This window comes from Novosphingobium sp. B-7 (assembly GCF_000410615.1).
Classification (GTDB): domain Bacteria; phylum Pseudomonadota; class Alphaproteobacteria; order Sphingomonadales; family Sphingomonadaceae; genus Novosphingobium; species Novosphingobium capsulatum.
This window is the reverse complement of record NZ_KE148446.1, coordinates 1-19,150: the sequence shown is the minus strand read 5'-3', so window position 1 is coordinate 19,150 and position 19,150 is coordinate 1. Positions and strand designations below refer to the sequence as shown.

At 64.9% G+C, this 19,150-nt stretch carries 21 protein-coding genes; 12 read left to right on the top strand and 9 right to left on the bottom strand.

Annotation, left to right across the window (positions count from 1 at the left end):
* On the top strand, window positions 1-320 hold a 320-nt coding region (locus H926_RS29135; protein WP_043610551.1), incomplete at its 5' end, for a TolC family protein.
* Window positions 321-354: 34 nt separating this feature from the next.
* Entirely contained in the window at window positions 355-693 is a 339-nt protein-coding gene (locus H926_RS0119750) for a carboxymuconolactone decarboxylase family protein (protein ID WP_370525356.1), read from the top strand.
* 248 nt (window positions 694-941) lie between these two features.
* On the opposite strand, the gene H926_RS0119745 is transcribed toward H926_RS0119750, so the two are convergent.
* The 9 genes from H926_RS0119745 to H926_RS0119705 form a co-directional block, all read right to left on the bottom strand.
* On the bottom strand, window positions 942-2,150 hold the full coding sequence (locus tag H926_RS0119745) for a hypothetical protein (RefSeq protein ID WP_022677825.1): 1,209 nt from the start codon (window positions 2,148-2,150) through the stop codon (window positions 942-944).
* Window positions 2,147-3,559, bottom strand: a complete 1,413-nt coding sequence (locus H926_RS29130) for a DUF2254 domain-containing protein (RefSeq protein WP_022677824.1) — start codon at window positions 3,557-3,559, stop codon at window positions 2,147-2,149. Before H926_RS29130 ends, H926_RS0119745 begins: the two co-directional genes overlap by 4 nt.
* Complete coding sequence (locus H926_RS0119735; protein ID WP_022677823.1) at window positions 3,556-4,833, bottom strand: sodium:proton antiporter; 1,278 nt, start codon at window positions 4,831-4,833, stop codon at window positions 3,556-3,558. Before H926_RS0119735 ends, H926_RS29130 begins: the two co-directional genes overlap by 4 nt.
* Complete coding sequence (locus H926_RS0119730; RefSeq protein ID WP_022677822.1) at window positions 4,830-6,395, bottom strand: DUF389 domain-containing protein; 1,566 nt, start codon at window positions 6,393-6,395, stop codon at window positions 4,830-4,832. The genes H926_RS0119735 and H926_RS0119730 overlap by 4 nt, the downstream gene beginning before the upstream one ends.
* A gap of 338 nt (window positions 6,396-6,733) precedes the next feature.
* Window positions 6,734-7,486 carry a DNA-binding domain-containing protein gene (locus tag H926_RS0119725; protein ID WP_022677821.1) on the bottom strand — a complete coding sequence of 251 codons (753 nt, stop codon included), beginning with the start codon at window positions 7,484-7,486 and terminating at the stop codon, window positions 6,734-6,736.
* Window positions 7,483-8,310: a DUF692 domain-containing protein gene (locus tag H926_RS0119720; RefSeq protein WP_022677820.1), complete on the bottom strand. Its 828-nt coding sequence runs from the start codon at window positions 8,308-8,310 to the stop codon at window positions 7,483-7,485. The genes H926_RS0119725 and H926_RS0119720 overlap by 4 nt, the downstream gene beginning before the upstream one ends.
* Window positions 8,311-8,389: 79 nt before the next feature.
* A complete protein-coding gene (locus H926_RS0119715) occupies window positions 8,390-8,656 on the bottom strand; it encodes a hypothetical protein (protein WP_028658260.1) in 267 nt (88 codons plus the stop codon).
* A gap of 87 nt (window positions 8,657-8,743) precedes the next feature.
* Window positions 8,744-9,385, bottom strand: a complete 642-nt coding sequence (locus H926_RS0119710; RefSeq protein WP_022677819.1) for a DUF1109 domain-containing protein — start codon at window positions 9,383-9,385, stop codon at window positions 8,744-8,746.
* Window position 9,386: 1 nt separating this feature from the next.
* A complete protein-coding gene (locus tag H926_RS0119705; protein ID WP_022677818.1) occupies window positions 9,387-9,923 on the bottom strand; it encodes a sigma-70 family RNA polymerase sigma factor in 537 nt (178 codons plus the stop codon).
* A gap of 178 nt (window positions 9,924-10,101) precedes the next feature.
* On the opposite strand from H926_RS0119705, the gene H926_RS0119700 reads away from it, so the two are divergent.
* The 10 genes from H926_RS0119700 to H926_RS0119660 all read left to right on the top strand — a co-directional run bounded on the left by H926_RS0119700 (window position 10,102) and on the right by H926_RS0119660 (window position 19,114).
* Window positions 10,102-10,380: a DUF2282 domain-containing protein gene (locus H926_RS0119700; protein WP_022677817.1), complete on the top strand. Its 279-nt coding sequence runs from the start codon at window positions 10,102-10,104 to the stop codon at window positions 10,378-10,380.
* Window positions 10,381-10,472: 92 nt separating this feature from the next.
* A complete protein-coding gene (locus H926_RS29125; protein WP_022677816.1) occupies window positions 10,473-10,964 on the top strand; it encodes a DoxX family protein in 492 nt (163 codons plus the stop codon).
* Between the two features lie 333 nt (window positions 10,965-11,297).
* Window positions 11,298-12,200: a hypothetical protein gene (locus tag H926_RS0119690; protein ID WP_148291819.1), complete on the top strand. Its 903-nt coding sequence runs from the start codon at window positions 11,298-11,300 to the stop codon at window positions 12,198-12,200.
* 157 nt (window positions 12,201-12,357) lie between these two features.
* Window positions 12,358-13,149 (top strand): hypothetical protein, encoded by a 792-nt coding sequence (locus H926_RS0119685; protein WP_022677814.1) that lies wholly within the window; start codon window positions 12,358-12,360, stop codon window positions 13,147-13,149.
* Window positions 13,150-13,279: 130 nt separating this feature from the next.
* Window positions 13,280-14,713, top strand: a complete 1,434-nt coding sequence (locus tag H926_RS0119680; RefSeq protein WP_082209257.1) for an APC family permease — start codon at window positions 13,280-13,282, stop codon at window positions 14,711-14,713.
* Between the two features lie 692 nt (window positions 14,714-15,405).
* The gene (locus H926_RS0119675; protein WP_231627718.1) at window positions 15,406-15,939 is read left to right on the top strand and encodes a c-type cytochrome; all 534 of its coding nucleotides are present in this window, start codon (window positions 15,406-15,408) and stop codon (window positions 15,937-15,939) included.
* 104 nt (window positions 15,940-16,043) lie between these two features.
* Window positions 16,044-16,226, top strand: a complete 183-nt coding sequence (locus tag H926_RS32685; RefSeq protein ID WP_148291817.1) for a hypothetical protein — start codon at window positions 16,044-16,046, stop codon at window positions 16,224-16,226.
* Window positions 16,227-16,803: 577 nt separating this feature from the next.
* Window positions 16,804-17,235: a lysozyme inhibitor LprI family protein gene (locus H926_RS0119670; RefSeq protein WP_022677811.1), complete on the top strand. Its 432-nt coding sequence runs from the start codon at window positions 16,804-16,806 to the stop codon at window positions 17,233-17,235.
* 337 nt (window positions 17,236-17,572) lie between these two features.
* Window positions 17,573-18,769, top strand: coding sequence for a pyridoxal phosphate-dependent aminotransferase (locus H926_RS0119665; protein ID WP_022677810.1), 1,197 nt, complete (start codon window positions 17,573-17,575; stop codon window positions 18,767-18,769).
* A 24-nt stretch (window positions 18,770-18,793) separates the two neighbouring features.
* On the top strand, window positions 18,794-19,114 hold the full coding sequence (locus H926_RS0119660; protein WP_022677809.1) for a hypothetical protein: 321 nt from the start codon (window positions 18,794-18,796) through the stop codon (window positions 19,112-19,114).
* Window positions 19,115-19,150: the final 36 nt, after the last annotated feature.

The window sequence follows — 19,150 nt, the reverse complement described above, 5'->3', positions numbered from 1 at the left end:
AGGCCGACGCCACGCTCGACGCCAGCGAAGCGCGCGCGCGCGAGGCCCGGGAACAAATCGACGCTGCGGTCATCGCCGCCTGGACCGGCCTTCAGACCGCGCGCCGCGTGGTCGACGCCAGCGCGGCCCGTTCCGCCGCGACCGCCGAAGCTTTGCGCAGCGTTCAACTGGAAGCAAAGGTCGGCGCCAAGCCCACTCTGGCCGTTCTCGACGCCGAGCGCGAGGCCACCGCAGCTGATGCGGCCGCCATCGAGGCGGAGGGCCAGCGCATGGTTGCCGCCTGGCAATTGAATGCTCTGGCTGGACAGATCAATCCTTGAGAGGAGGAACTTGATGCATAAGGACTGGCCGCAGATGGCCAAGGAACTGTCGGGCGCGATCAAGCAAGTTCGTCTTGGCGCACCGGATGTCATGAAGAATTTCTCTGCAATGGCCAGCGCCGCCACGGCCAATGGTGCATTGGACAGCAAGACCAAGGAGCTGATCGCGCTGGGCATTGCGGTCGCGATCCGCTGCGATGGGTGCGTGGCCTTTCACGCGCAGGCCGCCGTCCGGCACGGTGCTTCCCGCGAAGAGGTGATGGATGCCATGGGCCTCGCCATCTACATGGGCGCTGGTCCCAGCCTGATGTATGCCGCTCAAGCGGTGGAGGCCTACGATCAATTCGCCGCAGATCAGGCGCCAGGCGCCTGATCACAGCGCCCGCCCTATTCATGCGAAATCCAAATAGATCGCGAGGCCCATGGCATCCTTATTTTGAAGAGGTTGATTGGGTTTCAACCCTTCGCTGGAGCGCTTCGCTGCGTCTTCATTTCAAAGCGCTGCGGAAATGCCAACGGTTATCATCACGAGGCTGGGCATGGCCTTAACGGAATCGGCAATCGCGCGCGTGGGGGGACGCCCACTACGGAGCAGCGAGACGGCAGCCCCGTGGCAACCCCTCACCCTTCCGCCGGTGCGCCGACCGCCGCTGCGACCAGGCAGACCAGACCGATGGCGCCAAAGCCGATCCGCTGCGCCGCTGTTCCCACGCCATTCCTGACCGAAACGATCAACGCCAGCGCGCATTGCAGCGCATAGAACAGCGCAAAGGCGCGCGATGACAGCGCGACCACCTCGAATGGGTCGGTCAGCCAGACGATGACGATCGCCAGCGCGCCAGCCAGCAGGAAAGCCAGCGGCACGCTGATCTTGCGCCGTGACACCTCGTTGATCAGCCCGCCCGAGCCGATCGAATCTGCCACCGCCGCGCTCAACTGGCTGGCAACCGCGCCGATCAGCACGAACACGCCAAGCGCCGGCGCGATCAGTTCCATGATATCGAGAATGCCGGCGACCCCCTGGGTGGCCGCAGCGCGTGAAAGGAACGGTGTGAGCAGCGCAATGAATGCGAGGTAGATCGCCGAGGAAATCCATTGCGCATGCCGCATCGTGCGGACCCGCAATGCCGCCGGATAGGCATGTCCGAGATAGCGCGAGGTCTCGAAGCCCTGCACCGTGATCAGCAGGCCGAGCAGCATCGGCACGCTGGCGAACGACAGCCGCGCAGGCGGCAATGCCGCTTGCATCCCGCCGATGGCCCACGCCAGCGCCAGCGCCACGAGCAGGCCGGCGATGATCCCGATCTTGAGTGAGACCGTGCCATGGGCCAGGTGCTCCACCTTGCGCAGGCTGCCCCCCAGGGCCAGCAGCGTCATCAGCACGATCAGCACGGTCACGATGATATTGGCAGCAAGGGGCTGAAGCGCCGGCGCAATGGCGATCGGCTTGAGCGAGAATTCCGCCAGCAGCTTGAGGTAATAGGCCACCGACACCGCATAGGCGAGTGCCAGCACGCCCTGCGTCAGCCGTGCCAGCCAGGCGACGGGATCGTTGAAGCCGGCCCTGGCAAGATAGGGTTCGACATGGACGATGTTGAACCGGATCACCGCGCCCGCCGCATAGGCAATGGCCAGCAGAACGGCCATGGCACCGAGCGCCGCGCTGCCGAACTCGCGCGCAAGCAGCGGTCCGCAGATGAGAAAGCCCGATCCGATGATCGACGCCAAGGGCGTGACCGTCGCGCGCCAGGTATCGCTGCGCGCAAACCGGCCGAAGGTCAGCGCCAGGGTGACGACAAGCGCCACGATCAGGGCAACGGCAACAATCATATGATCCCTTCCATTCGGTCTGCATCGCCGGCGCGGCTGTCTTGCGCGCCAGCATGGACCAAGGCGTTCAGCACACTGTCGGCGCGCGCCACCACGGCATCGCGACATGCGCCATCCAGCGCCTTGGCGGCTAGCGCGCGAAAGGCGCGGGCCTGTCTGGCCAGCGTTGCGATGAGTGCAGGATCATCGCAGTTGCGGGCAACATCGCCCAGTGCATCGAGATAGTGCTTTCCGGCGATCATGTCGGCGCTGGCATACTGGGCAAGGGCGCCAAACGCGCGGTCGACAAAACCCTCGAACGTTACGGGCTGCGCGACCAGCCGCAGGCTTCCCTCCGCATCCACGCGCTGGCCCGGCGGCAGGCGCCGTCGCGCAAGTGTGGCCAGCGCCGCGCCCAGCCAGTCGAGACAACTGCTGGCCGTGAACGGATCGTTGACGCCCGGCGACAAAGCGCGCGCGGCAATCTCCACCAGTTCATCGATCAGGAACCGCAGGTCTTGCAGCGCGCTGCGCCGCGAACCAAGCGCGACAGCATGGCGCAGGGCTGTGGCCGCCTGCTCGGTGCAGGCATCGGCCGGCCAGGCCGTCATCAGCACGCTGTGCTTGTGCACGAAATCACCCGGCTGGCGATGCAGGCGCACGACCATGTCTTGCTCCTTGGCCACCGCCATGACAGCTTCCTCGTCAATGAGCTGGATATAGCCCATGCCGTGACACGCGATCGCGGCGGGTCGGTCCTGGCCAACAACGGGCCTCTCGGCCAACAAGGCAGCGGGCACCGGCATGGCGCTGGCGGAAGTGGCAGACGGGGGCTCGTCCCGAGCCGGAAAGCGCGCCTCGATATCATCGACCAACCGCCCGCCGATCTGTTCGATCACGCTGTTGATGTGGATTTGCATCGGCACATGGTGGATGAAGTAGATCAGCACGGCGATCGAACACAGCACCAGGACCAGGGCGATCAACAGCGCCAGTTGCGGCACGAACGCCGCGACCGCCGAGCCGCCCTCCCCTGCCGAGTGGATCGTGCGCAGCACCACCAGCGAATAGACGAACGTGGCGATGAAGGTGCCGAGGGTAACCTGGTTGCCTCGATCCGACATGAAGTTGCTGAGCAGGCGCGGGCCATACTGCCCCGAGGCATAGACCACTGCCGCGATGGTGACCGAGAAGGTCGTCCCGGCAACGCCGATCATCGAACCACCGATCGCCGACAGCAGGCTGCGCGCGCCATCGGGCCGGGCCGTGTCGAGCCCGGGCAATCCGGTCGTCCATGTCGTCGATCCGGCATGGCTGTCGATCATCACCGTGGTCAAGGCCAGCAGCAGCGCGGCCAGGGCCATGATCGTGGGGACGAACCAATAGCTTTCGCGCAGGGTGTTCGACAGCCGCAGCAGCCGCGCCTTCATGCCGGCGCTCCTTCATCCCTCGCGGCCAGGCGCTGCAACACGCCCTTGATCGTGCCGCCCTGCCCGATGACCGAGAACAGCACGACCAGGTAGGTCGCTGCCAGGATGATCGGGCGCGCCGGGCCATCGGGCAGCCCCAGCGCCAGGGCGATGGATATACCACCGCGCAGCCCGCCCCAGATCAGCGTAACGGGGGCCACCAGACCATAGCGATGCCCAGGACGGATCGCGCACAGTGGGAGGAGCACCGAGATCGAGCGCGCCAGGAGTGCCAGCGGAATGGCAGCAAGGCCCAGGACCACCAGGCGCAGATCTCCCGGAATGGTCACCACTTCCAACCCGATCAGCAGGAACAGCACGGTGTTGAGGATATCGTCGATTAGATCCCAGAACTTGTGCAGATAATCGCGGGTCGTGTCGCTCATCGCATGGGCCACGCCGGCATTGCCGATGATCAGCCCGGCCACGGCCATGGCCACCGGCCCGCTGGCATGGAGCGGCCGCGCAATGGCATAGCCGCCCATCACCACCGCCAAGCTGATCAGCACTTCGACCTTGTAATCGTCGATCGAGCGCATCAGCCGGAACGCGATCCAGCCGATGACCAGCCCGAGCACGACGCCACCGCCCGCTTCGGTGGCGAACAGGCCGGCGGCATGGCCGAGGGAAAATGCCTCACCCGAAAGGGCCGATACCAGCAGGATGGTAAAGATGACCACGCCCACGCCATCGTTGAACAGGCTTTCCCCCGCCACCGTCGCCTCGAGCGTGGGGGAGACGTTGGCACGCTTAAGCACGCCCATCACCGAGACCGGATCGGTCGGGCTGATCAGCGCGCCGAACACAAAGCACCAGATCGCCGGCAGTTCGAAGCCGATGGCGCGGGCCAGCAGCAGGAAGCCGCCGCCAATCAGGGCCGTCGACAGTGCCACGCCGATGGTGCTGAGCACGATGATCGGCCAGCGACCGCGCCGCATCTCGTGCCAATCCACATGCAGCGCGCCGGCAAACAGCAGGAACGAGAGCATGCCATCCATCAGCGTGGTGTGGAAATCGATGCCGGCGATGAACCCGACAATATCCCGCGCGAACGCGGCGCCGGGCACGACGCGGGCTATGCCGACGACGAGCAGCGAGGCAATCGCTCCCATGACCGTCAGCCCGATCGAGGCAGGCAATTTGAGGAAGCGATAGTTGCAATAGCCCAGCCCGGCGGCCAGCACGATGAGAATGGCCGCCGCATCGAACGGCGTCAGCGCCACGCCGGCGATCACTGGCCTTCTCCAGCCGACAAGTGGAACCGCTGCCCACCGCCGGGCGCTGGCAGCGCGTTGACGCCTTGCGTCGCCAGCGTTGCTGCGATGGCAAGGGCGCGCCGCTGGGCCAGACTTGGCCGCGCCGGCGTTGTCCCGGCCGGCAGACCCGGCACGCCCAGCGCCGGCACATTCCACCGCCGCGCCGCCCATGCCGAAGCCAGCACGGCCTCGCGCGCCACCGGGTCCAGCGTGTCGGCATCATTGGCAAAGGCGATCTCGGGCAGCGGGCCTTGCGGTGGCACGATCGCCACGCTCCAGCCATCGGTCTGCGCGGCAGCGCGGGCTTCAAGCACGCGATAGGTAGCAACGGTTGCGCCGGGCAGCGGCACGGCCGCCGCCGTGGCGCGGTGATGATCCCGGTCGATTGTCACGTCATCGGCCGAAACACCGGTGATCAGCGCGATCATCCGCGCGATTCCGGCCAGGCGCTGTGTCTCCAGGTCCGGCTGATCGCCTGCCTGGCGCAGTTCCTCGCGCTGCGCCTCGATCGCGCCGGCCCCCGGTTCGAGCAGGATCTGGTCGATATTGAGGCGAACCGGGCGCCCGAGTTCCTGTTCGATCGCCTTTTGCAGCACCACGGTCTTCTGCGTCTGCCCGCGCGGCGTGATGACCACCGCGCGAATGACGTTGGGTTCGCGATCGAATGCCACGTCGAGCTGGGTCACGCGCGAAGCGCTGCCGAAGCGCTTGTTCAGCAGCGACCGCACTTCCGAGACGATCAGGGCCTCGCGCGCGATGCGGTTGAGCGCCAGGCCGAGCGGCACGGCCATGGCCACAAAAACCAGCAGCAGCAGGATGGTCTGGGTCCAGCTCTGACGGCTGGAAAGCTGGTGGCCAAAGCCGTAATAGCGCGCCATCGCCGTTGCCGAGAGCGCGATCGTGATGAAGTTGGTGACGAACAGCGCCAATGCGCCGCCCAGCACGGGCAGGTTCCACGTTGCCAGGCCATAGCCGACCACGGCAAGCGGGGGCATCAGGGCGGTGGCGATCGCCACCCCCACGATCGTTTCGCCCCGCCCGCGAATGATCGCAAAGCTCCCCGCGAGCGCGGCGAACAGGGCAACGCCCAGATCGAACAGATTGGGGCGCGTGCGGGCCACGATCTCCGCCGTGGGGGCCTGCAATGGCGAGACCGTGACGATCAGTGCCGTGAACGCCACCGCCGCAACGGCGCCGACGGCCAACGCCAGCAGCGAACGCCGCATTTCGGCAAAATCGAACAGCGCCAGGCTGAACCCAAAGCCCAGGATCGGGCTCATCAGCGGCGAGATCAGCATGGCGCCGATCACCACCGCCGGGGACGAGAGCAGCAATCCCAGCATCGCAATCCCGGCAGACATCATCGTCATGAAGGCATAGCGCGGTGACCAGCAGCTTTCCGCGAAGATGCGCGCAACGACCGCCTGGTGATCGACCTGCCCCACGACCCGGCGCCGCCACCAGCGGTAAAGCGCCAGTCGGCTCAGCCGCGCGCCCACCCGCTTGCCTGTGTTCCGGGCCGGTTCCGTCAATGCTTCCATGCTTGCTCCGATGTCTGCGCAAAGGCCCGCCGCCATTCCCAAGGAAGCCGGTGAACCACCCGCGATCGGTTCAACGCCAGGCGGCGATGGTTGATCCGGCGCCACAGCACCAGCGCGGGCGCGAGCTGCAAACAGAATGCAGAGGCCCCTCGGCAAAGCGCGTGGCAAAGCCGGGCAAGAGCACTGGCAAAGTCATGGGTATGCAACACGGGAAACGTCCGGACACGACTGTTGGCCCGCTGGCGGCCCGACCAGCGCAAAAGCCTGCCCGCACCACGTTCTGGCCAGCGAGCACCCGCCCCCCTCTATTGCATCACCTTTCCCGCACCGCAATGATTTCAGGCCAGGGCACCGCCATGCAGCAGGCCATCGGTCGCCCACCGCGCCAACAAATGACCCGCGATCCTGACACCTTCTGCCTCACCATGCGCGCGCACCAGGTGGCGGCACACCTCGGCAAACGATACGCCGGCCAGCAGTCGCGGGGCGAGTTTGGCCTCCGCCGGGTCCAGCGTGCGAAAGCAGGCGGTGTCCCCTTGCCGCCAGACCAGCACAGCGACGGGGTGCGGCATCCTTTCCGCGCGCGGCACGGTGCCGCCAAGAACCAGCGCGGACCAGATCGCCGGCGCATTCGTGCGCAAGGTCACCAGGCGTGCACTGGGCACGCAGCGGAGCACGGCCTTGTCCCAATCGATCCTCCCCATCGCGGCGCTGGGCAGCGGATCGGCATCGGGGCCGACAAAAGCATCGGCCAGCGCCAGTTCCAGCGCGGCGAGGTCGGCCACTTCGGGATCGTCAGGCCATTGCGCGGCCAGGCTTTGCGGGAACAGGGCGGCATAGTGGTCCAGCGACCAGCTATCGGGCGGGCGATCATCGATGCAGCGGGCGGCGCTGGCCTGGAAGTCTTCAGGCCCCAGCCACTGCACCGTTTGCGGAAAGCTCTCGTGAAGGCAGGCCATCAACGCCGCGCGATAATTGTTCTGGTAAACCAGCAGTCCGGCTTGGGCCACCGGGCCAAAGCGCGCCGCCGCCCGGTCCGATCCGGTCATCAGCCAGTCGCCGAATTCGGCCTGAAACATGGCCAGCGTCATGCCGCAATCCCGCGCCGTGCCAGGCTCCGGGCCTGGTCGAGTTCGGCCAGCAGGTCAGCCAGCGGCGGGATATTGTCATCGCGCTCGATCATCACCGCGACCGGGCCCAGGCGATCGATGACTTGCGCAAACAGCGTCCATACCGAAGGCGGGACCGGCTGATCATGGGTATCGATCAACAGCGTCTCGCCCTGGCTGTGGCCGGCAAGGTGGATCTGCCGCACCCGGTCCAACGGCACCCCGGCCAGATAGGCGAGCGGGTCGAAGCCATGGTTGATCGCCGAAACGTGGATGTTGTTGAGATCGAGCAGCAGGCCGCAGCCGGTCCGCGCGCAGACCCGTTCGAGGAATTCCCACTCGGCCATGTCGGACTGGGCAAAGGCCAGGTAGCTCGAGGGATTTTCGATCAGCATCGCACGCCCCAGGCACTCCTGGGCGTGGGCCAGGTTGGCGCAGACGATATCGAGCGCTTCGGCGGTATAGGGCAGTGGCAAGAGATCGTGCGCGTTGAAGCCCGGCGTGCGCGACCAGCTCAGGTGGTCTGACACGAACAATGGCTCGATCTCGTCCACCAGGCTACGCAAACGCGCCAGGTATGCCGCGTCCAACCCATGGGCCGAGCCAACGGAGAGCGAGACCCCGTGCAGCGCCACTGGATAGCGCGCGCGTACCTGGTGCAGGATGCGCCTTGGCCGCCCGCCTGGAACCATGAAGTTCTCGGATATCACCTCGACAAAATCGACCGGCACGGCCGCTTCCAGAAAGGCGGCATAATGCGGTTTGCGCAGGCCGAGGCCGAAACCGGCAAAGCTGGGGTGAGGCACGATCGCTCTCCTCTTGCCTGCGCGCCGCCGCCCACTGGCCGGGGCGGCGGCGCGCAGGCCGGGGTGGATGTCGTGGCGCTTACTTGGGCTCGGTCAGGCTGCCGCCAGCGGCCTTGCAGGCCTTGACCGACAGAGCCTTGAAACCCTGGCCCTTGCAGTCGTTCTGGCCCTTGCAGTCATGGTTGCCCGACTTGCAGTCCGACGTGCCCTTGCAGCTATTGACGCCATAGCAGTGGACCACGGCCGTGCCGCTCGCTGCCATCGCCGGGGTGGCAACAGCCGCGGCCGCCACGGCCACGACGGCAGCAGTGGCAGCGAGGCTCAGGCCCGAATTGAGAGTGTTCATCATAGCGCTCCTGGGAAATGCGATTGCCGAAAGTGGCATGGGGTTATTCGCCAGGGTGCCGGCTGCGGTTACAGCGGCGAAAAAAGATTACCAGCGCAGCAGACGCGGCCCGAGGATGGCGCCGGCAAGCGCCGCCAGGCCAATCCCCAGGGTATACCAGGTCAGCACGAAGATCGCGGACACTTCGGGGCAGTGCAGGCAATAGAGCGTTGCGCCCCACGATCCCGCCGTCAGCCCTGCGGTGGCGCCGGCGGCTCTCAGGCGCGTTGGGGCAAGGCGCCGAAACGACCACAAGAGCCCGCCAAAGATCGGCACCGAGAGCAGGAACACGATCGACGAGCACACGCTCCAGCTTTGCCCCAGCCACATCGCCAGCCATTGGGCGGGCGGAACCCGGCTCATTTCGAACAAGCCGATCGCCACCAGCGAAAGGACCGGGATCGCCATCAGCCACAACCAGCCGAACCGGCCACTATCGGGCCGGGCGAGGCGCGCCGTGGCCAGCGCCGCGCAGATGCCCAGCGACACGGTGTAGCCCCATTTCATCCAGAACGAATAGTGCCGGATGGCCGCGCCAAGCTGCGGATTGAACCCTAGCAGCCAGGCGATCAGCGCAAGCGTGATCACGCCCCCCGCGGCAAGACCAATGGCCAGGCGGCGCCCCACGGCATGGCGCGGCACGGGCGTCACCTCGCGCGCCAGGGCATCGATCAGTTGGTCGGTGTTCATCCTACAATTCGCCTCTGATACGGGCCGCAAGCGCTTTCAGGCCGCGATGCACCGACACTTTCACGTCAGATTCCCCCATCCTTTCCCGCGCCGCCGCCTCGTGCGTGCTCAGTCCGTCGAGGCGGGTGGCTCGGATCGCCTGCGACTGCTTGGCCGGCAGCGCGTCCAGCAAGCGGTCGATATCGATCCGCGCGCTGCTGGCCTCCTCGAACCCCTCGGCAACCAGAATGTCGTCCAGCCCCTCGATCGGGCAGGTTCGGCCGCAGCGGCGGAAGTGGTCGACCATCTTGTAGCGCGCGATGGCGAACAGCCAGCCACCGAACGCGCGATCCCGGTCGAACGTCGCCCGCCGCGTGTGAACGGCAATCAGCGTTTCCTGCACGAGATCGTCGATGTCGTCGCGGCGATCGCGCATGCGGCGGCGGTAAAACGCTTCGAGCACGGGAACGAGCGCGCGCAGCAATTGCGCCTGGCAGGCCGCATCGCCATCCAGACCGCCAATCATCCACGCTTTCAACTGGGCTTCGTTCGCTTGCATGTGGGCTCCCACGCCATGCTTCGCGCCAGACCCGCCGATGGTTACACCGCAAGCGGCCCATCGTCGAAAATATATTCTGTAACCGACCGTCCACCCGCGCCGAAATGCTCCCTGTCGGCCGGGGCAGGAACGCCGCCCGCGCCGCACCTGACCGCCTTCATTCCCAAGGAGCTTGATCATGACCATTACCCAAGCCGCCGCTGCCGTCGCTCTCTCGGTTGCCCTCTCGGCCACCATTGCCGGGGCGAGCGCGCAGGCCGCCGATGCTCCCAAGACCGAGAAGTGCTATGGCGTCGCGCTCGCCGGCAAGAACGACTGCAAGGCCGGTGCCGGCACCAGTTGCGCCGGCACCTCGGTCAAGGACTATCAGGGCAACGCCTGGAAAGCGGTGAAGATCGGCACCTGCACGTCGATCAAGACGCCCCACGGCATGGGCTCGCTCACGCCGCGCGGTTGAACCAGCCCTCTCCACCAAGCGGTGCCCGGACGCTGCCATCCGCACTGTCCGGGCCGCCTTGCCATGTCCGCCGAACGACCAAGGACAAGCCGATGACCACGCTGATCTCGTTTTGCCACCACGCCACCGATCAGGCGCGGCGACTGCTTCCCGAATGGCTGTTGCTGTTGGTGGCGAGGCTGGGCGCGGGCGCCATCTTTTTCCTGTCGGGCCGCGCCAAGGTGGAAGGCTGGTTCACCATCACCGACGGCACGTTCGACCTCTTTGCCAGCGACTATGCGCTGCCGCTCGTGCCACCACACCTCGCCGCCTATGCCGCGACGATTTCGGAGCACCTGTTCTCGCTGCTGCTGTTCCTTGGCCTGTTTACCAGATTGGGGGCGCTGGGCCTGCTGGGCATGACACTGGTGATCGAAGTGTTTGTCTATCCCGATGCCTGGCCCACCCATCTGAGCTGGGCCGGTCTGCTGTTGCCCCTGCTGGCCAAGGGTGGTGGAACCCTGTCCCTCGATCACCTGCTGTGGCCCCGGGTGCCGGTGCCGACCAGCAAGAACACCAATATCCCCGGATCACGCGCCGAATAACTTCTGTGACGTCCACGCATCCTGGCGGCGGTAATCACCCGTGCAAGGATGCTGGAGAGGCGCGATGCGCCTTGAGCGCGATACCAAAGTTGCTATGCCGGAGCTTATCCTGACCTCGGTTCCGGCTAGCATATGATGCCATTCTGCATGTCGATATTCAGGTTGAAACACCTGCTGACCGAGAAGTCGTCAGATCATCCCTCAAGGCTGTTAATGTGCCCGGCGAGAAAACTCCCAGCGAATTCCGCGTTTTCGGGTATCTCTCTGATGATCAGAGCGCCGACTACATCTAAAGCCGATCGCCCTGATCGAGTCTGAGCGCTAGAGGATCAAATGACGGACTTGCTGTCCTGGGATACCGGCGCGATCATTCCGCTGGAAAGTTATGTGCGTCTACGCGCCAATCCAGGCTATCCCAGCGCCATCCGCTGGCTAGCACGGGCAATGCTCGAAAGCGCTGACGCCGACCCCGCTATCGCCGGCATACTCAAGGATGCAGGTCGCAAGGTCGCCGCTTTGTGCACGGCGATGCTTCACGTTTCGGGCGGCATAACCCTGCCGCGCTTGAAGGAGTTGATGACACAGCTTGGGCTCGCTAGCCCCGGCCGGGCGCGCTTGCTTCTTATCTACATGGGCTATCTTCGGTTTATCGAAGTGAGGCCGGCACGTCCCTCGCATTCCCCGGCCGTTTACCTCCCGACCGACAAATTCCTGAATACCTACACCGCTCATCTTCGTCAGGTTGTCGAGGCGACCGCTTGGATTGCACCGGCAGCAAAGCAGGTGGCTGGCGCCTTGGACGATCCCCGCACCTTTCACGCCTTGGTGCGGCACTTGACGCAAGGGTTTCTGGACAGCAGCGCGCAGGGACACGACGTGGACAACTACTTCCAGGTTTTCTCGCATCGTCACGCCGGAGCCCAAATCCTCAACCAGCTTGTGAGCGAAGCGCCGGGCGATAGCTTCCCGCCGACCGGTTCGATCCCTTTTGCAGTTGCTACGGCAGCGCGGCGCTTTCATGTATCCCGCCCCCATATCCGGCGTCTTTTCCAATCCGCCGTAGAGGCACAGCTGATCGAACTAAACGACGGAGCGGTAACTTTTACCGACGCCGGCCAGGACATGATCGAGTGGGTCTTCGCCACGAAGATGATCGTCTATCTCGGAGCCGTTGCCCGCACATTCCGCGACGTTAGCGACCAGAAGAACGTAGATCGCGACGGCATCGCCGCCTGAACCTCGATCACGAGCTGATCAAAAATGTTCCATCACCGAAATCACGCCGCTGGGATATCGCTTGGGCAGGCCACAGAAAGACGACGTCGTTAATCGCGTCGAGCGCTCATCCGGCCGCGCAAGCTTATCCTGACGCAATTAACTCGGTGGGGGCTCTATGAAGCACTTCCTTTCAGCAGTCGCGCTCCTCTGTGCGGCGTCGAGCACGTCTGCTGCGGAGCAGAGCGTTTTCAACGGCGAGTGGGTACTCGATCTTTCGTCGGCGCAGCTTTCGAACAAGCCGTTCACGGTGACGGTCAAGGACGGGCAATTCACCTGCGACAGCTGTGTCCCGTCATACACGATCCCTGCGGATGGTGCGTTTCATCCGGTGGCCCGCCAGACCAGCCTTGACGAAGCATCGGTAACGATCATCGACCCACGCACCATGCGGATGGTCGAGCGCCTCCGTGGCCGGGTGGTGCACGATGAAACCGACGTTGCCTCACCCGATGGCGCGACGCTGACCTACACCGTCGTCATTGGCGGCGCCACCAGCGGGAAGACGACCAAAGAGACCGGAGTCCAGGTTCGCACGGGGACTGCGGATCCCGCCGCACATCTGACATCGGGCGCATGGCGCACCACCACAATCGCCGATCCGAGCGCGGAAAAGACCCGCTTCACTATCACCGTCAACGGCAACGTCATGTCCCAGCGTAACTCCACCGGCCAATCCTTCGCAGCGACGATCGGCGGCGGGTTCGTGCCGATATCCGGCACGGACATACCCGGAGAGGTGTCGGTGACACGCGATGGCCCCCGCACGCTGATCGAGACGTTTCGGCGCCAGGGGCAGATCGGGATCGTACGCACGCTGACCGTGCTCGCAGACGGCAAGACGCTGGCAATCAGCAATGACAACAAACTGCTCGGCTCTGTCGACCGTCTGACCGCGCACAAGAGCTGACCAGAAGGGGTCGCACAATGAGGATCGTCATTGTTGCCGCGGCGGCAAGTGGCAGCTCGCCTCCGCCCCTATCACCAAGATGAACTGACGACACCGCGAGGGCTGACATGCGCAGGCCGGATCGCATCGAATGCGCAGGATTAAGCGATGCGTCAACAAGCGGTTGGTCCGCGACCTGGTTCGCAAATCAGGCCCAGCCCTGGGGGGTGATCTGGTGTACTCTGTGAAAACCTCATCGGGCCTGCTTCGCGTGCTCGGGACCGCGTTCGCGCTCGCTGTCGGGCTCGGCAATATGGTCGGTAGCGGCATCTTTCGCAGCCCAGGCAATGTGATTGCGCAGACCGGCAGTGTCCGTCTTGCCGTGTTGCTGATCGTCGCGGTGGGGGCGCAGTCACTGCTGTCGGCAAATCTATGGGCAGAAGTGTCGACTGCCATCGGCTTGTCGGGCGGCAGCGTCGTCGTCGCACGTCGGGCATTTGGCGACACGGCCGCCATGGTGATCGGCTGGACGGACGCGCTAAGCTGTATCGCCGGCACCGCGCAGGCTGCGGCGGGGGCGCCGATCTTTCTGGCGATTGTATGGCCGATCATCGCGCCGGACCCGAGGCTAAGCGCGGCGATTCTGCTGATCGTTTTCTCACTGATCAATTGGCGCGGTGTCGTGGCTGGCGAAAGGACGCAGATGACGGCCAGTCTGGTTCAGGCGGCGTTGGTCATCGGAATCATTGTCCTGTTGTTCGTTGTTGCCCCGACCGCAGCGCCAGTGGCAGCATTGGTGCCGGCGAAGGCCCCGATCTGGACCGCCGGGGGACTGATCATCGGCTATCAGCTGGTCTACGGCACCTATGTCGGTTGGAACAACGCCGCCTATTTCGCCGAAGAAACCGCCGATCCCGGCCGTACCGTGCCGCGCGCGCTAGGCTGGTCGGTCATTGCCTTTGGCGCGCTGTACGTCGGCATGCTGCTGGGCCTTGGCCACGCCCTGCCGTTGGCGAAGCTTTCGGGCGCAGCATTCCCGGCGCAACTGGCGCTTGGCAGCGCCCTGGGTACAACGGGTATCAGAATCTTGTCGGCTGTGGCGTTCGCCACGCTGGTCGTCTGCATGAACAGCGGGATCATGCCCGGCACGCGCGTCCTGTTCGCGCTGGGCAAGGCATCCTACGCCCCGCGTTTCCTGACCAGCGTCAACGCTGGCGGCACGCCGGATCTTGCGTTGTTGGCATTCGCTGGGGTCGCTGTCCTGTTGGTGCTTACCGGGCGATACGAGACAATCTTCATGCTGATGGGGACTTTGGCGCTGGCAGTAACCGCCGCGATGGACCTGGCGTTCTTTCAGCTGCGGCGGCGCGAGCCAGAGCTGAACCGGCCCTACCGCGCGATAGGCTACCCGTTTCTGCCAGCGCTCGCCCTGTTCATGGACCTGGCAATCCTGCTGATGATCGCGCTGTCCGACGTGCGCAGCACGTGCCTTGGGCTGCTGATAGCGGGGGCTGGCGGCATCGTCGCACTTATGCTCTCCTCAGCGCGGCGTGGGCGCGAGCGCGAGCGCGCTGCGGTCTCATAGCAATGAAAGAATGATCAAGCCGAAATCATGCGGAAGGCTCAACGATCAGGCGATCGCTTTGCACCCGCCAAAAAAGTCATGCTCGTTTACGAGCGGCAGTGAGACGTCGTAGAAAGACCTACCATTACCTAGGCGGCGTGGACAAATTCCACATCGCCTAGATCCCGCGAATACGCGCGACTTATCAACCTGCGCAGGCTTGTTATGATTGCGCAACGGTACGGGGCGAAATGAGCATGGCGATGCGCAAGACTCGGCAGCGAGCTCGACCGGGAGTTTTGGCCGCCGCACTCTTGATCTTGGTATCGGCATGCCAACGCGATGCTGACCCGATATCGGCGTTGGCATGGGCCTATCCGCACGGTCCGACGTCGACCTACGGACAGCCGCTGGGGAGGGGGCCGTTTCGCGTGCCCGGCAGCCCGCTCGTCTTATCCCGCGCGCAGATGGAAGCAGCGCCAAGGCCGATCGACTGGCACCCACAGGATCACCCGCCGGCTCCAGCGGTCGTAGGCGGTCCCGGACGGGCCGGGCTCACGCCATGCGCAGAATGCCATTTGTTGAACGGGGCAGGCTTTCCCGCCTCTGCGGATCTGGCCGGCCTCCCAGCCGATTATATCATCGAGCAAGTCATGGCGTTTCGAAACGGCGATCGCCGGTCAGCCGCACGCGGGCAGCCCAGCACGGCCGAGATGATCAAGGTAGCAAAAGCGGTCTCGCCGACGGAACTCAGACAGGCGGCGACATACTTTTCGCAACTGCCGAGGTCGCGCTGGGTAAAAGTCGTCGAGAGCACTACGGCGCCGCAGACCTATCCCGACAAATATGGCTGGCTCAATGTCGCTCCGGGCAGAGGAACCGAGCCGATCGGCAACCGCGTTGTCGAATTGTCCAGTGACCTGCGACGCATGATGATCGACGACGATCATGTGGTGATGACCGATTATGCCCCGTTGGGGGCAATCGACAGCGGGAGACGCATCGTCATGACCGGCGGTGGCGGGGGGATGCCGTGCCAGAGCTGTCACGGCGAACGCCTGGAGGGCATAGGCATGACGCCGCCTATCGCCGGACGGCCAGCCGGCTATGTCGCGCGTACGTTGTGGGATATGCGGACCGGAGCACGTGCCAATCCGGGGGTTGCGCCCATGAAGGTAGTTGCCCGGGGATTGTCCGCAGCAGACGTCAGGGACGTTTCCGCCTACCTTGCCTCACTACAGCCCTAGGCCGTAATGTCGGTGTGGTCACAGTCGTGCTGCCAGGCAGCGAGCACGAACTGGACCGCCCTGGCTTTTCCGAAGGCTCCTGTTTGTGAAAAGGAGCTTTCGTTATGAGCAAGACCCGGAACAAATTTTCGCCTGAGGTGCGCGATCGCGCAGAGCGCATGGTTGGTGGCGCTAGGCATGACATCGGCCGAAGCCAATACCACTACTACAATTCGCTTTCACCCGATGCCAAGCACCTCGATCCAGCCGGTGATCGCTACCGCGCTCTATCATCCCCGCGTAATTGAGCATTCACCGCTGGTCTCGCTCCACGCAGTACTGATGAAGTGCTCCGATGGTTCGGGTGGAGTAAGAGGCGCACAGGCGTTAGCAGGACAGCAGCAAAGACGCGATCGGCAGGGCGATTCGGCAGCATCAAGAACTCGAACCTGCCCAAGATAATTTCTGAGGGTATCGCTTAGGGCATCAAGCAGAAGATCCTCACAAAAAGTGGCGGAATTCAGGCATAAATGGGCGTGAATGGGAGTCCTCTCCTGGCGCTACTTTCTCTCTTGCAAATCTCCCTGCGCATGCGCTGAATGGCTGGCATCGGCCAGTTTCTCCGCGATTTTCGCGCGGCGCTATTCTGGCGCGTTCGGCACCAATCGAAAGCCATACGGGTATCCTGATAGGTATTGGCCTCTGCCATTCGGCGGGGCAACGTGCGTTTGAGCACCCTTTTTGCGATGCGAAGACCAACAGCCGGCGGGCAAGCAGGTCTGGAACGGTTTACACTCCCTATCGCGTTCGAACCGCAGCAAATGCCTCGATCAGTGGGCATCTGGAAAGCTAGAGGTTAGGCCGCAATCGAGAGGAGAGGCCTTGATGGAGATTCGCCAAATCGCGCACCTGGCCGTTTTCGTTGCCACACCATACGCTGCCTCTGCCCACGCCGTGGAGCGCGCGGACAAGACCGAAACCGAGCCGCGGCGCTGCCTGGATGGCGCGAGCAACGGATCCACGGCCGGCCAGGTCGGCTGCGAGGTCGCTGCCCGCGACGCCTACGACAAGCGCATGGGCGCGGCCTACCGCGCGCTGTTGCACGCCTTGCCCAACGACGCGGCGGGTAAACTGCGCGAGGCGCAGCGCGCGTGGCTGCGCTTTCGTGACGCGCATATCCAGGCAAGCAACGCACTGTTTGCAACGCGACAGGGCACGATGTACGTGCCGATGCAGGCCGCCGACCACACGGCGATCGTCAGGCAACGCGCGATCGAACTGGAAGCGCAACTGCGCATTTTCAGGATCGACGAGTAGGCCGTTAACGCGGTGATCATGCCGCCCGCGAGGTGGCAGAGAAAAATGGCGGTTACAAAGGCCGCGCCTAACGCGAACAGCCCCATCGTTCGGCATCGAGCCGCAACGTTTCGCGATCACCCAGCAGCCCGGCGTCGCGCCGTTTCGCCTGGCGCCAGGTGAGCGCGCGCTTCTGCCGCGATCCATCTTGGCCAGCGCCACGCCTGCCTTACGCGGCACTTGCATTGGCGGCATTGACCGGCTTTGCCGCCCTGGCAACAAGGATTATGCGCTGGCGCCCGCGCGGCGGGCACAGATCGCATAACAAGCGCAACGCCTGCCCGATAGGATCGGCGCAATGACCTGCACCGCCCTGCCTGATGCCACGCCCGATCTGGCCACCCCGCCCATCGCCCCCGCGCCGATGGCTTATGCCCAATGGGTTGCCGCCGCCGTGGCGCTGGCACGCCAGGCGCCGCGCCCGATCGTGAGCCTGTTTGAAAGCGCGGTGCCCGAACCGCGCGCCTTGCTGCGCCAGGCCGTTCTGGCCACAGTCGAACCCGATTTTTCACCGCGCTATGTCAGCGCCTTTGGTGACGGCAATCCGTTCGTGCGCGCGATGCTGGCGCAAAGCCATGGCGTCGATATCGACCAGGTGCTGTGCACCACCGGCGCCACCGGCGGCCTCACCCTGCTCTATCGCGCGCTGCTCCGGCCTGGTGATCGCGTGCTGGTGGAAGTGCCGGGTTTCGATCTGTTTGCCGGCGCAGCGCAAGTGCAGGGGATTGGCGTGGATACGTTCACGCGCCCCGCCCCGCATTTCGGCATCGACGTGGACCAGGTTGCCGCCGCGCTTCGCCCGGAAACGCGGCTGATCGTGGTGTCTGACCTGCACAATCCCTCGGGCATGGGCATCCCGCGCGATACCCTGGTCGCGCTTGCCCACCTGGCACAGGCACGCGGCGTGCTGCTGGTGGTGGACGAAGTCTATGGCGACTATGCCGACAAGGCCAGCCGCCCCGGCCCGGCCTGCGCGCTTTCGCCGGCGGTGATCAGCCTGTCGAGCCTGACCAAGATTTTCGGCCTGGGCGTGTTGCGCTGTGGCTGGATCGTGGGTGCGCCCGGCGTGATGGCCACCCTGCGCGACTATGCCGCGCGCGCCGAATTCGGGGTTTCGACCCTGTCGCACGCGGTCGCTGCCGAAGTGATGCTGCGCGCCGACGCCTTTGCCGATCACTGGCGCAGCCATGTGGCGCGCGCGCGACCCCGCTTTGCCGCGTGGTTTGCCCGCATGGTGGATGCCGGACTGATGGCGGGTGAATTGCCCGATGCCGGCTGCATCTGCTTTCCCGCTTTGCCCGGCATTGCCGATACCCGCGCCTTTTCCGAAATGCTGATCGCGCAAAGCGGGGTGATCGTGGCGCCGGGCGAATTCTTTGGCCAGCCCGGACACATCCGTATCGGCTTCTGCCTGCCCGATGCCGAACTTGACGCCGGCCTTGCCGCGCTGGAAGCGGCCCTGCGCCAGGCAGCAGGCAACCGCTTGGCAATCTGACCACGCAACAGGGGATTTCTGCCAATGCCGCGATTGCCCCATTCCCTGGCCGCGTTGCTGGCCGCAGCCGTGCTGCTGCCTGCACCGGCTCGCGCCACTCCGCCCGCGTTGACGGTCACCTTTGCCCCGCGCGCCGATGTGGCCGACCGAGACCGCGTGGGCACGGTGGAGATTACGCTGCGCCTGTCCGGCCTGACTGCCAAGGCTGGTGCGCCGGTGTTGCAATTGCCGCTGGTGGCCAGCAATGTGGATACCGTGGCCAGCCTGCTTGGCCCGCTGCACGCACGCGACGCGGCCGGGCCGCTGCTCTTGCGTCCACGCGATGCGGTGCACGCGATGCGGTGAGCGGCGGGCCAGGGCGGGAATGGCTGGCGCCGCGCG